The organism is Budvicia diplopodorum, from assembly GCF_009800925.1.
Lineage (GTDB): Bacteria > Pseudomonadota > Gammaproteobacteria > Enterobacterales > Enterobacteriaceae > Budvicia > Budvicia diplopodorum.
On the sequence record NZ_WOYF01000010.1, the window covers coordinates 24,468 to 39,026 of the forward strand.

Below are 14,559 nucleotides of genomic sequence, written 5' to 3' on the forward strand. Positions count from 1 at the left end.
TCCTGAATCTTTATGCAGTATAAAGTAAAAAAGGAGGCTATCTGGATATCATGCAATGTTATAACCATTTTCACTAGAAAACTGATGGCTAAATTGCAAATAAGAACATTATGCAGAGAATCCCGGCAGCGGCAAGCTACCGGGAAACCAATAGGTGACAGGTGATTGGAAATTAAACAAATTTAACTATAAAACCTTAACTTCCTCTCTCCCTTGATTATTTAATTCACGATGTAGCGTCTCTTCATCCAATTGGCGACACCATTTAGCCACCACAACGGTTGCTACGCCGTTACCGATCAGATTCGTCAGCGCTCTGGCTTCTGACATGAAACGGTCAATACCAAGGATCAGGGCTAATCCCGCCAGCGGCAGATGGCCCACGGCAGAGATAGTTGCTGCCAGTACGATAAAGCCACTGCCCGTTACGCCAGCTGCTCCTTTAGATGACAATAACAGAACAACCAGCAGCGTTATCTGATTCAGTATGCTCATCTCGGTATTGGTTGCCTGAGCGATAAATATCGCCGCCATCGTGAGGTAAATCGAGGTTCCGTCCAGATTGAAAGAGTAACCGGTCGGGATAACCAAACCTACTACTGATTTCTGACAGCCTAAACGTTCCATCTTATCAAGCATGCGGGGAAGCACTGACTCCGAAGAAGAGGTTCCCAGTACGATCAACAGCTCTTCTTTGATATAGCGAATAAACTTGAAGACGCTAAAACCAAAGCCTTTGGCAATAGATCCGATAATAAACACCACAAACAGAACGCAGGTCAGGTAGAAACACAGAATTAGCTGGCCTAACTGCACCAAAGAACCAACGCCATATTTACCGATAGTAAAGGCCATTGCGCCAAAGGCACCAATAGGTGCTAAACGCATCACCATATTAATAATGCCAAAAATAACCCGCGAAAAGCTGTCGATGAAGTTGAACACCAGCTGACCTTTCTCACCCAGACGATGTAAAGCAAAGCCAAACAAAACGGCAAACAGCAATACCTGAAGAATGTTACCGCTGGCAAATGCGCCTATTGCACTGCCGGGAATAACATCAAGCAGGAATTCGACGATCCCCTGTGATTTGGCCGCATCGGCGTATGCCTTAACGGAATTAACGTCTAGCTGGCTTACGTCAATGTTCATGCCTGCGCCTGGCTTAATCACGTTAACCACGATTAGACCGATTAACAGAGCCAGCGTACTGACAATTTCAAAATAGAGCAGTGCAATACCGCCGGTACGACCCACGGCCTTCATGCTCTCCATTCCAGCAATACCGGTAACAACGGTACAGAAAATAATCGGTGCAATAATCATTTTAATCAGTTTGATGAAACCATCACCCAGCGGTTTCATTGATGCACCAATCTCAGGGTAAAAATGCCCTAACAGGACTCCGACCGTTATTGCAAATAACACCTGAACGTAAAGCGATTTAAAGAAATTAAATTTCATAGGTATCCTTAACTCTTTTGGCAACACGGTATAGAGCGCTGGAAAATAACATCCAATTAACACTATGGATATTAAATTGTTGGTGAAACAATAGATAAACAACAGAAATATGAACTGGATCGCATCAAGAAGGGGGGTTTTACCATTTTATAACTAGTCATATTTACTAAAAAAAATGAGAATTTTTTGACCAATGATTAACATTTTCGGTGATTAGCTGAAAATTCAAACTGTCACTAAAGCGTGTCGATATAGCGTTTTTTAAACGTTTCATACGGTAAAGCACGAGAGAATAAATAGCCCTGAGCACAGTGAATTCCCTGAGCCGCCAGCCAATCGGCTTGAGCCTGAAATTCAACCCCTTCGGCCACAACTTTGAGCGATAAGGCTTGAGCAATCGATTTAACAATCAGCACCATAGCCCCGTCGTCAGGTACACTATCAATAAAGCTTTTGTCTATTTTAAGCTCATCAACCGGCAGCAGCTTCAGGTAGTTAAGGTTACAGTATCCGGTACCAAAATCGTCCAGAGCAATAGATACGCCCAATCGGTTTATCTCGGTTAGCAGCGGTAAAACGTTGGCTAAATCATAAATATGTGCAGTTTCTGTCAACTCAAGCGTCAACTTCTCGGGCTTAAAAGTATAGCGCTCCATCAAATAGGCTAACCGGCCGACGGCATTTGGCTGCTGAAGCTGTATAGCGGAAATATTAACCGACAGGCTGAGTTCAATGCCCTGTCTATTCCATTCGGACAAAATCGAACAGGCTTCTTCAACAATCCAGTGGCCCAAATGTAGAATTAAACCCGCTTCTTCGGCAATGGGAATGAAATCCTTAGGCAGGCGAATGTCATCATCCGCATAGTGCCAGCGCACCAAAGCCTCAGCCCCGTATACTTTGCCGGTAGCAATATCAATCTGGGGCTGTAAATAGAGGCAAAACTGATTTTCTTCAATTCCCCGGACGATATCACTCTCCAGCCGTAGACGATGCTGGGTTTCATTGGTCATATCCGGTTCAAAAAATAGAATCTGATTCTTACCACGCCGTTGAGCCAGCAGCATTGCTGACTGCGCGTTGCGAATCAGCGTATCGGGGGTTTCACCGTCATTAGGATACTGCGCGATACCGATGCTGACCGAAGGCGAGTGGTGGAAATTTTCAATATTCATCGGCAGCACAAACTGTTCCATTAGCCGCTGTGCCAATTGCATAACCTGAAGGGGAGTCTCATTCGACTTATTCAAAACAATCAGCTCCTCCCCGTGCAGTCTGGCTAATACGCAGCTATCGCTCAGCGCTAACTTGGTCCTCTCGACTATATCAATCAGCCCCTGATCTCCCTGCTTTCGGCCCACCACGCGGGAAATTTCTTTCAGAGAATCCAGATTAACAAACAGCAGGCTAAAAACGGCTTTTGACTGATGGCTATCGGCAAGCTGCTGCCTGAGCAGTTCCTGAAACAGTGAATAGTTGGGTAAATCAGTGACCGGATCCCGGGTACTCAGTCGGCTTAGCTGATTATGGGCCTTAACCAATGCCTGTTGATTCCGGTTATAGTTGCGTACCAGCATTCCCAGCTCATCGTCCTGATGACGAACAGGCAGCGCCAGCTGGTGGTACTGAATATCATCGGGAGACAGCAAGCGTAGATCGTTGGCAATATTACGTAGCGGATAGACCAATAAACGGTTCAAGAACCAACTGATTGAAATAGATAGCATCAGCGCAAGCAGAAGATAAGTCGCTAATACCGTTGATAATTTGTGCAGCGTATATTGATATAGCTTATAGGAATCGGCTTCAAGCACCAGTTGGCCCATCGCCTGTGGAGCTACTGCATCATGATCGGGGACATACAGCGGTATTGAGGTGCGAATGGGCAATGACAGCATATAAGAAAAAAAAGTGGGAACTTTGCCATATTGCCCGCTACGGCTGTGTATCGATGTCAGATCTGAGTTGATGACCAAATCAGCCTTACTTAACATACCGATCTCAATCAGGCTATCCAGCGTTTTTTGGATCTCCTTATTGTTCTGTTTCCACAATGCTCTTTCTAAAGGTTGAGTAACCGAATAGGCAATATTATCCAGCTGGGTCGCATAGTCATTCTTACGTTGTTGAATAAAATCAAACATTTGTACTACGATAAAAATACAAATAGTCGCTAAAGCAACAATAGTTACTACTGCCATCTGCTTAATAGTTAGCGAACGCTTTACCAACAATACTTTATCTCCCAACTGGCGGTCTGACTGAGCTGTATATTTAATTATTACCCAAAACAGCCATATTTTATACCGCAACATCCCTGTATATTAGTAAAAGGCCAAGTCACTAGCGGGCACCTGCCGTTACATCATAGGCACAATACACATTTTATCATTTAAAGTCAGCATAAGGCGTCAGTGTCTGTAGCGGTAAGTCCATATCGCCTAACCACGGCTGCAGCGAATAGCGAACGTACAGTAGAGCATGGCTCGGCGTGTAATCTTTTGCCTGCTGGATATCAATACCCGCACCAAGGCTCCAGTGGGAATCAATTCTACGCTCGAGCAACGCTCTGACGGTATAACCGGTGCCGCTTCCGCTACTACCGCTATCGCTGGCATCCCGATCTGGGAGAGAGACATCATTGGGGATCAGGCCTTGCAACGGATAGCGTTTACTGTCGTCGGTTGAAGATTGAGAGGTTGAAACCGATCCGCCCAGCTCCCATGACCAGTTTTCGGTACGCTCACGATAAAGTACCGGTATAGAAAAAGATAAGTACTGTTGAGGGCTATAATACCCGCCCTGACCTAAGGTATATCCACTGAGATCTTTTTGATACTGCCACCATAGGGTGTTCAGGCCAATCCTGACCTGACGGTTATTCTCATTGATAAGCTTGTAGTAATAGCCGGCCATTGCCTGCAGGTTATTATTATCTTCAACGTTTTTGCCGGTTATCTGGTGATAGCCGAAATTACTCCAGACGCCGCTCGGGCCGCCGCGGTCATAGCTCAGGGCCAGCTCAGCGCCATTTTTCCGCACGCCTCCCCACTTAACGCCGGTACGAGGGTCAACGGCGCCGCCAAATGACAATAAAGAGCTGGATATTGGCCGGCGCGAAGCCGTCATCGTCCAGCCAATATTATTAACGCTGTTGCTGTAGCTAACGCCGCCTACCCAGTCAACAACCTCGAAGCCCATCGGAGTAGTACCGATATCCGCCGCCCAGCTATCGTCTGACCAGCCGGTCGCCACGCTAACGCCATTGCTTTTTTGGCCGGTACCGCTGTAGCAAGAGACTTCAGCACAGGTACCAAACTCTTCCTGATAGCCGCCATCACTGCCCTTGCTAAAGCTCCCCGCATCCATACTCACTGAATCACCGCGAAAAAACGCCGTTCCCTGTTTAAGCGGGAAGGCGATATTCAACATCGTTGTCTGAGCGGTCAGATCGGAAATACCCGGGGTACCGCTGGAACCCCAGTAATCATGGTCGAGCGTCACGATCGTCGACTGCTGCTTATATAAAGACTCCGAATCTGAACGCAGCCCCCGCTTTAGCCAGTCATCGGTGTCGTTATTTCGCATATTGCGGGTAAAGGTTTCGTCATCCATATCGGCCGATGGTGCGATACCGTAAGCGGCCATCGCGTGCTTATAGTCATTCAAGGCTTCCTGCGGCCGATCGGTTTTTATCTCCATCGCCGCCGCATCGCGTAAAAACATCGCATTAGTCATCGAAGAGCCGGGAGTGGGCTGTAAAGCAACGGGCTTAAGCTGCGAAAAAATCTGTTCGGCGCGCACATCGTCGCCGACCAACGACCAAGCATTCGCCAAACGACGGCCGGTTGCTAAATCATCGGCCGCAGGCTTAAATGCCAGCATACCGAGGGAGTTTCTGGCCGAGTTAAGATCGCCGCTGGCAATCGTGGATTCAATGCTCCCCAGTTGAGCATCCTGATTGCCCGGTTCACGGGCCAGAACTTTGCGATACTGCTCCTGAGCCTGTTGGCTGTCTTTACGCGCTAGCGCCCATTCGGCCAGCGTTAAATCAATACGGGTGTTCTCTGGCTGCTGGCTTAGATAGGTAATGGCCGCAGGCTCATCGCCAGCATCGCGAATTTGCTGAGCGCGATCCAGTACCTGCTGGGTTTGCAACCGCTGAAAAAGCTGGCGCAAATTGTCATTCCACCGTTTAGCATCCAGCGCCTGCATACGGCTAATTGCCTGAGCGTCACGATCGCTGTTAGACAGGTACAATGAATAAGCGTAAACCCAGTCCACGTTATTTTGGTTACCCGTCATCCCACGTTCAAAGAGCCGGTCAGCCGACGCGCTTTGCCCCTGAGCCCGCATAAGCCCGGCCAGTTTGTAGGTTAGCCAAACGTCATCAGGAGCCAGCGCTTCGGCCTGCTTCAGTTTATCTTGCGCCTCAGCCTGTTTACCGGCGGTGAGTAATGCGTCCGCCTGCGCCTTAAGGCTGTCAACTTCTAGCGCCTTCAGCGAGCTACGCATTTTGTTTTTCATCGTTCCCGGCAGGCTTTGAAGATAGGCCATCGCCTTTTCCGGCGACTGTTTTTCATATAATGACGTTAACGATCGGATTGCGCTCTGGCTGTCGGGCTCACGCCTCAACGCACGTTGGTAATAATCTTGCGCTGCCGCCACGTTATTGTGCGCCATCGCAACGTCACCCAGTCCAATCAATCCCTGAACGTCGGTCTCATCCATACCCGCCGCTTGCCGATAGAGTGCTTCAGCCTGACTAAGATTGTTATTTTTCAGCGCATCATCCGCCTGACTGATGGTCAGCCAGTAACGATTGCTATCGATCAGACTATTCAGTTTGCTGGTATAGCTTTTGTCGCGATCGTTGGCCTTGGCCTTTTCAAACAGCGCAATGGCCTGTTGGCGGTCGCCGCTACGGGCATAAGCCTGCCCCAGTGCGGTTAATATTTCTGCATCATTGGGCGAGGCATTCAGCGCCTGCTTTAACCAACCGATTGCATTACGGCCATCGCCTTTGTCCACTAACGCCAGACCGCGAACTCTGGCCTGATAGGCCGGATCGCTCAATAAAGTTTGCTGCCTAATCAACTCCTGTCTGGCTTCTTGAGCCTCCGGCTGCTGGCCGAACAGCGTAATGAAACGTTGCAGCTGTGCCACCGATCCTTCTGAAACCGGCGTTTCTTTTAGTTTGCTATACCAGAGCTCTGCGGCCGCGCTAACCCCTTTGGGGCTGGTAGCCAGCCGTTCAAGCTCCTGATATGCCGCTTGATCTTTACCATCGGCAAACAGCATTTGGGCGGTGGATAAATCCAGTTCATCCGAATTTTTATTACTCTTTTGCAAAGCCAGTAACTTTTGTAACGCGATCTCATGTTGTTCAGGTATTCGGGCAACCAGTGTCCAGTATTCTATGGCTAAATCGACCGTAAGCGCTTTACCGTCCAACAGGGCATCGTAGGCAGCTTTTGCCTGAGTGACCTGCCCGCCGGTTGCCAGCAACCGCGCCTTCTGCAATTGATTTTTTCCATCCGGCTGAGACAGCGCAACGTCAAGCTTGGCCATCCCATAAATCTCTGAATCAGGATACAGTTTGCCTAACTGTTCCAGCAGCGAGCTCGCCGATTGCACATCGCCCTGCCGTAAAGAGTAGCGGATGTGCGCCGCCATGGTATCTGGGCTATTTGGGTTGATTTTCTCTAACTTATACAGCGACTGTTTAACCAAATCATCGCGGTATGAAGCCTCACCAATGCGAATTTGTTCCTGTAACCAAGCTTCAGGTGAAACATTATCAACCGCCAGTGCAGACAGCGGAGAAAGCATCAACGGCAGTAAGGTAAACGATAGCGCCGGGGTAACCCGATAACGCGCAGTGGTCTGCGCAGAAATTGGAAAAAACCGATGAAAGAACTTCGTATAGCCTGATAAAACTATTTTATATTTTTGCATGAGTCTTTCTCCCAAGACGCCTGCAGCTCGCCCTGTTGGTTGAAGCGATAGTATTGACGATCCCATCCCAAGCCAAAAAGAGTTAACACGCTGTTGTAATAAGCATCGGAGCCGGGCAAGTTGGTGACCACTCTCTCGCGCTGAATCGCCAGCGCCGGCGAGCCGGTCAAGAAAGGCAGTAATGCCGCCGAAAACCCAACGGGGCCATTACCGGTAGATGCACCGGTTTGGCTATCTACCCTTTCAGGCGGCAGCCCAGCCCGTTCAGTCAGTGCCATCATCGGCTGATAGTGCGCGATTAATTCGGCTTTTTCTGGCGCTCCGTCGGCCATCATGCCAATCCATAGATATACTCGAATCGCATCGTAATCACCCTTCGCACCGTTCTTGGCATCAGCCTGCCAGCCTTTATCTTGATGCCATATCACCCAGTCAGGTGCCAGACCTGCAGGAGAGACCTGCAACAGCAGTTTATGATTAGATTTGGCAACGTCAGCCCACACGCTCTGCACTTGGCTCAGGCGGGAAAGCAACTGAGGCGGCTGGTAGCTCGGATTTAAACGCCAGCCATCAGGTTCAGTAAAACCCGTTTTTCCCGGCAGCAGCATATGGCCCAGCCCGGGAATATCAACCACTTCATCGCGAGCAATACGCTGAAGCAGCAGGGTTCCTTTGAGCTGATAACCCCGGGAGTGCCAGATTCGACCGGCTTCCAGTAAGGTATAGGCGATCCACAGGTCGGCATCCGACGCGGAATTGGTATCTAAAACGCCCCAGCTATTGTCAGACCTTTTCCCCCACTGCCAGCCGGGCAGCCGGGCCGACATATCGCCAGCAGCTAAATTATTTTCAGTCCATTCAAGCAGTTGATTAAACTTATCCCGGTCGTTGGCCACCAGCGCAAAAAATAGCCCGTAGCTCTGCCCTTCCGAAGTAGTTATCTCTTTGCCGTCAGACGGGTCGATAACCCGTCCTTCGCGGCTAATATAGTGTTGCTTGAAGCTTTGCCACTCTGGCCAGTCGCAGGTATCAGCCCGCGCCTGACTCAAGGTAACCAAACCGCAAAGCAGCCCGACAATGAGTCTCATGCTATTTATGCCCATCATGCCCGCTGCCAGACAAACGACGGCGGCCGATCAGTTGTAAGCCGCGCCACAGCATCAGCGCCACTAAAATCACGCCGAATACCGCAACCACGGCCAGCATGACCGGATGTGATGAAAGTTTGTACCATATCTTATCCCACCACGGCAGGTAGCCAACGTAATAGGTATCACCGACGCGAAGACTGTTAACGCCGGACTCACGGACGATAGAAACGGAGCCAGCAATAGCCTCCCGCTTACCGCTGTCCCGCCAGGCCACATCTAACAGTTGATAACCTGAATCACCGTTACCCATCAGCGCAACGACGCTACGCTGCGGATTGAACGGAGACTGAAAGCCAGTGATTGCGCCAATCGGTCCGTCAGAGGTAACGGACACGCTGACCTCCGCAACCGACTCTTTACGATCGGAATCAAAATCAGCGGTTCTTAATTCAAGATTATTGATTTCAGGGCGCTGAAGCGTGCTTTTCGCTTGGTCGATTAGCACGCTGGCGTTGGTATCCGCTTTCATCTGAGCCGGAAGAGCACTCAGCAGCAAGATGTCTTTATCTGCGTATTTACTCTCGTCAAACCGATCGGTTAGCTGCACGCCAAGGGCCGGATACCCTACGCTCGCGCCAATCTGGCCGAGAACGTTAAACAGCATGGTCAACTGCTCGGAAGACGGCCGTTCCGGTACCACTACCAGCGTTTCAGACAGATCGGCCATTCGACTAAACGGAAAACCCGACTGGGCAAAAGTTTTTAACGCGGGCATGGCCAGATAATGACGATAGCCGGAAAAATCGACGGTAGAGTCATCGTCAACGATCGCCTGATGCATTACCGGCTTCGTCATCGTGACGCAGACGTCTGAAATTCTGGCTCCGATGCCAGATACGAAGTCAAAATCAAAGCGCATTTTGTTGTTACCGCCCAGTTGGAAAGCCGGGATGGTCACTTCATCGTCGGTGCTGAGCAGCCCCTGAATTAGCGGGATATGCAATACCTTCGCGCTGCTGGAAGCATCCGTCTTAAGCGGTAAAGCCTGTAAAAATCGGTCGTTCAGGCTAATGTTTAAGCGTGACTCATCGGCAAACGGCGGTGGGGTATAACGGTATTTCAGATTTAACGTAATCCCCTGACTGCGTAGCAAAAACAGATCCGGAGGCAGCTTCATCTCTAAATCAATCGGAGGCACATGGCCGCCCGATGCGCTAAGCTGATCGGGATAGCTTTTTAATTCAGAAAAACGCACTGCCCGATCGGTTCTGACCCAGTTAGGCGCATCATAAGGCTGGCGGGGAGCCAGCGTTTTAACATCGGCGATGGTCACGCTTTGTCCGCGAAACAGTGGCTCACCCTGCGCAATGCCCTTCACTGCCGTCAGCAGATCGTTGTCATCGCGCCCTAACACTAATAATAATTTAACGTATGGGTTATCCGGATGGGCGATCGTCTCCACCACCGGACCGTCGACCTTAGGATAATCCTTCAAAAAGTCCGGGCGCTTATCATTAGTAGCAAAAACCACGCTATTTTTGTCCGGTAGCTGGTTATACAACACTGGGAAGTTCTGGCCGCGCCATTGAGCCTGCACGCCAAACCACGATGCCAACATCCCTGCCGCTTGCTGTAAAGCAACGTCTGGCTGTGCACTAAATATCATCGGTAGCGTTAGCGGGCGGGAATCCCGGCTGTCATAAAATGGTTCAGGAAAACGGGATAGGTCATTACTGACTTGCAGCCCTTGATAGCTCACAGCAATGGAGCTGCTTTTGCTGATATCAATCCAAATACCGCTGTGGGTCGGATTTTCGCAAATGTCTTTATAATGGCCGACCAGCTCAAGGCGAATACGGTTGAAATCGCTAATAAATCGGGCGTCCAGCGGCAAGCTCAGTTTTCCTGGTTTACCGGGATCGTTTTGATTAACCGGCACCAGCCCCATCAGCTCATCATTCATGTAAACTTTGATATGAGAAACCAACGGTAACAAGGTAGGTGAAACGGTATAGTCAAGGTTCAATACCGCCTGAGAAACCAATTCATCGCTGCGAACGGAAAACGTCATTTGGGCGGTATTTTGGACTCCGCTCAATACCAAGGAGCCTTCCGGCACGAGTGCCTTAAAGGACAAGGTATCGTTACGTACTGGGGCAATCGGCTCTGAAGTCCCTTGCGCGGGTTCAGTTCCAGCGAGCGCCGTGGCAACGATTGTCGTATCCGGGCTTTCAGCCAGATTATTGGTCGCCGCCTGCGCACAGAGTGAACCGGCTAATCCGAGCATCATAATACCCAGCCAATGGCCTTTTTTCCGGTCTGAATGAGTCACTGCAGATTTCATTATTTTCATATTACGCCACTTCTTCTTTTGGCTGATTAACACGGTGAGGTAAAAATGAGATTACCCAGCCGGTCGTTGATATCATTCGGCTCAGCACGGAATACATCAACGGAGGCGAATACTCGATCATTCTCTGGTAACCACGAAAACCTAACTTAAAGACATCGCCAAGGCTTTGCATTGGCTTATCTTCCGGTACGCCTTCTTGCCACAAAGCCCAGGTATCTGCACGGGCAAAAGTACACTGCATAAAATCAATGTTTTCCTGCGTGGTCTTAAGCTTCAGACTAACGCCGACCATCGCGGCGGACACCCGCATAACCTGACAGTGAAACGCAAATTCCCGTTCCCCGCGTTTTAGGATTAACACCAGCTCGTCGCCCTGCTTAACCAAATCGGAGCTGCCCATTTCTACACCAACACCGCCGTCAGAATAATCGCGCAACGTACAGGGAAATAAATGCCCATCTTCGCGGGCAATCGCGGCGGGCATGGAAATCTGGATACGCGGTGAATGCCTGATTTGCTTCGCTTCGATAGACACCGCCACGGCACCACCCAGAATAATCAAGTTATAGGCAACCCACGTCATGCTGACCAATACCGTCGGTATTTCATCCGCCGGGCCGCTATACAGCTTCCAACAGCCCGCAATAATGCCCACAAGATTGAGGATAACTAAGGTGAAATAAGGCCGGGAAATGCCCCAGTCGAGATGGCTCTCCTCGACCATTCCGCCTTTAGCCGTTACGTTAAAGGTTCCCTTCAACGGGTAAAACAGGGCCACCGTTGTGGGTCTGGCAATGTACCAGGCCAACACGGTTTCATAGATTTCACTCCAGAAAGAGTGACGGAATTTACCCTGTATGCGCGAGTTCGTCAGGCTGGCATGAATCATATGAGGCAGCACATAGAGTGCAATAGCCAAGGCCGGAGCATAAATAATGTAGGCATGGAAGAACAAAAAGGCCAACGGCGCAGTCAGGAAAATAAGCCTCGGAATACCGGATAAAAAGTGGAGCATGGCATTGGCATAACACAGGCGCTGCACCAGTTTGAGCCCTTTACCAAACAAAGGATTATCCAGCCGAAAAATCTGCACCATGCCTCTGGCCCACCGAATGCGCTGGCTAATGTGCGCAGATAACGTTTCGGTGGCCAAACCGGCGGCCAAAGGGATTCTGATATAGGCGGAGGTATAACCACGGCGGTGCAAACGCAGAGACGTGTGGGCATCTTCGGTCACGGTTTCCACCGCAATACCTTTAATCTCATTGAGCGCTGATCGACGCATAATAGCGCACGAACCGCAGAAGAATGCGGCATTCCACATATCATTGCCGTCCTGAACCAGACCATAAAACAGCGTGCCTTCATTTGGCGTATGGCGGAAAGAATTCAAATTTCGCTCGAAGGGATCGGGCGAGAAGAAATGGTGTGGTGTCTGCAGCATCCCCAGCTTTTTATCTTTAAAAAACCAACCCATGGTGAGCTGCAAAAATGAACGCGTCGGTACGTGGTCACAGTCAAATATCGAGACAAACTCGCTGGTAGCCTGCTTTAACGCATGGTTAATATTACCGGCTTTAGCATGCTCATGCGTGGGTCTGGCGATATACCTCACCCCGACCTCTTCGGCGAAGGCTCTAAATTCAGCGCGATTGCCGTCGTCCAAAATGTAAATCGTTCGTTTATCCTGCGGCCAGTCAACGCCCAGCGCAGCATAGATTGTCGGTTTTACGACGTTCAACCCTTCGTTATAGGTCGGGATCATAATATCAACGCTAGGCCAATCGGTAAGGTTCTCCGGCAGCGGTACCGGTTTACGGTGCAGCGGCCAGACTGACTGAAAATAGCCAAGAAGTAATACCACCCACGCGTAGGTTTCAGCCGCCAATAGCAATAGACCGCAGATAAGGCTAAGCGGGTCGTCCCAGTTCAGCGTGGAGGTATAGCGCCACCAGATATAGCGACAGGATATAGTTAACGACAGCACAATCATCATCAGAGACGAGAATCGCCCCGGAATTCTGCGCACCACCATCGCAATGCCCCACAGCAGCAGGACAAAAATAAACTGAGCAAATAAATCAAACGGCTGAGAAATACAGATAATGGCCAGTATTGCGGCCAGCAGGCTACCAAGAATAAACATGACCTTACGTAAGCGCGGGCTCAAACTGCTGATTTTCGCTTCTGACCGGGTATTTAGGCCATGGTGATGAACCCTCTCCGGCAGACAATGCAACCATGAAATAACCGCCCGATGCTGGCGGCCACACCACGCGAAAAATTCACCCGCGGCTCGACGAATCAGCAAAAAGGAGGGCCGTTTTTCTTGCCGGACAATCACCAGCCATAGGCTTTGTACCGCATAGCGGACTCCATCTGCAAAACGGGGACAATCGGAAGAAATATGAGGAAACCACTCGTTGTGTCTGGCTCTGACCTTCTGCCATGACGGTGATTCAAAACAGAATATTGTCCACAGCAGTACATAACCGATACAAAACAAAAATGCGACGATTGCCGACGTTTTTTCCTGACGATAGCGGTCATAGCGTTCAGCTATAACGTTAAGCGGAACCGAAGGGATAATGGCCTTGAAGCCACATTTCACCCACGCCATCAGTGGGTACCCTGATGTTCAAAAGAGGCACACCATTGAGCCAGTGTATTGAACTCCTGAGCTATTAGGCTTTCTGGCTGGTATAAGCCAACGGGCTTCTTAGCGGCAAATGATTCGGGCAACGCTTCGTCAGCATGAAGAACTATCGGTATAAGATTAGTCACCTTGCGCTGCCATATATGATTAATATCTTGCTGAATCAGGCTGGTCGGAGAAAATCTATTTAGCAGAAAATAGCTATTATTGGGTAATTCTTGCTGCTGCAGTAATACATCGCAAGCGACATCGGGATTCAGCACGCACAAATGAATATCGGCTAATGATTGAGCCAGCTTTACCAATGGAGAATATAGGCCAGAGGCATCAATTAATATCCACTGATACTGCTCAAAAAATAAGCCTTCTAATTGTTGAGGATATTTACTTGTCCGTTCACTCATCTGACTTAATAGTTGAGAAACACGCATTGAAAGCATTTTCTCATCCAGCAAGCCCAAGGGTAAATAGTCTAATCTTTCAGAATAATTAATGACTCCATTGTGGGAGTCTGACTGAATATTATTTATTATCCAACCACGTTTATCGCTATAAGGCATATCAAAATAAAGTCGTAATAAATTAGCCGGGCTGAAATCAATAACTAAAACCGATTGTCCTAAATTTGCCAATGACCAAGATAAGGAAGCGGTAACCGACGTTGCTCCGCACCCTCCTCGGATCCCTTGAATTGCGATAGTTGTCATTTATTTTCCTGCTTTTGGCTCAGTTCAGCCAATAATGGCCACCGGGAGAAAGCCGAACTTATGGCGCTCTGGCCAGAGAAATCAATGTATGACAGCGATGGGAGGTGATAAGCCAACGAAACCGCGGCAATATCATCCTGATATTCATTCAGCTCTGATAATGGTTTAAACGTACTTTCTTTATCTTCACGCCCTTGTGGCACACCCGAATGAAAACCTTTAACTTCATCGTTCATTTCATAACTCAAAAAATTGGACTATATAAATAATTTTAGCTGATAAAGAAAATCTTGCGATGGCGCTGACGTGTAAAAACACGATTACAGAATG

8 protein-coding genes are annotated in these 14,559 nt (G+C 49.2%); all 8 read right to left on the reverse strand.

Annotated features, from left to right (window positions below; all coding sequences use genetic code 11):
* Positions 1–186: 186 nt before the first annotated feature.
* Positions 187–1,464: a dicarboxylate/amino acid:cation symporter gene (locus GVI43_RS10430; protein WP_159566804.1), complete on the reverse strand. Its 1,278-nt coding sequence runs from the start codon at positions 1,462–1,464 to the stop codon at positions 187–189.
* Positions 1,465–1,700: 236 nt separating this feature from the next.
* Positions 1,701–3,698: a biofilm formation regulator HmsP gene (hmsP, locus tag GVI43_RS10435; protein WP_159566805.1), complete on the reverse strand. Its 1,998-nt coding sequence runs from the start codon at positions 3,696–3,698 to the stop codon at positions 1,701–1,703.
* A gap of 154 nt (positions 3,699–3,852) precedes the next feature.
* The gene (gene bcsC / locus GVI43_RS10440) at positions 3,853–7,422 is read right to left on the reverse strand and encodes a cellulose synthase complex outer membrane protein BcsC (protein WP_159566806.1); all 3,570 of its coding nucleotides are present in this window, start codon (positions 7,420–7,422) and stop codon (positions 3,853–3,855) included.
* Positions 7,404–8,510 (reverse strand): cellulose synthase complex periplasmic endoglucanase BcsZ, encoded by a 1,107-nt coding sequence (gene bcsZ / locus GVI43_RS10445; RefSeq protein WP_246201786.1) that lies wholly within the window; start codon positions 8,508–8,510, stop codon positions 7,404–7,406. The genes bcsC and bcsZ overlap by 19 nt, the downstream gene beginning before the upstream one ends.
* Position 8,511: 1 nt before the next feature.
* A complete protein-coding gene (gene bcsB / locus GVI43_RS10450) occupies positions 8,512–10,866 on the reverse strand; it encodes a cellulose biosynthesis cyclic di-GMP-binding regulatory protein BcsB (protein ID WP_246201788.1) in 2,355 nt (784 codons plus the stop codon).
* A gap of 1 nt (position 10,867) precedes the next feature.
* Positions 10,868–13,486, reverse strand: coding sequence for a UDP-forming cellulose synthase catalytic subunit (gene bcsA / locus GVI43_RS10455; RefSeq protein ID WP_159566808.1), 2,619 nt, complete (start codon positions 13,484–13,486; stop codon positions 10,868–10,870).
* Positions 13,486–14,229 (reverse strand): cellulose biosynthesis protein BcsQ, encoded by a 744-nt coding sequence (bcsQ, locus tag GVI43_RS10460; RefSeq protein WP_159566809.1) that lies wholly within the window; start codon positions 14,227–14,229, stop codon positions 13,486–13,488. The genes bcsA and bcsQ overlap by 1 nt, the downstream gene beginning before the upstream one ends.
* Positions 14,226–14,465: a cellulose biosynthesis protein BcsR gene (bcsR, locus tag GVI43_RS10465; protein WP_159566810.1), complete on the reverse strand. Its 240-nt coding sequence runs from the start codon at positions 14,463–14,465 to the stop codon at positions 14,226–14,228. The genes bcsQ and bcsR overlap by 4 nt, the downstream gene beginning before the upstream one ends.
* Positions 14,466–14,559 lie beyond the last annotated feature (94 nt).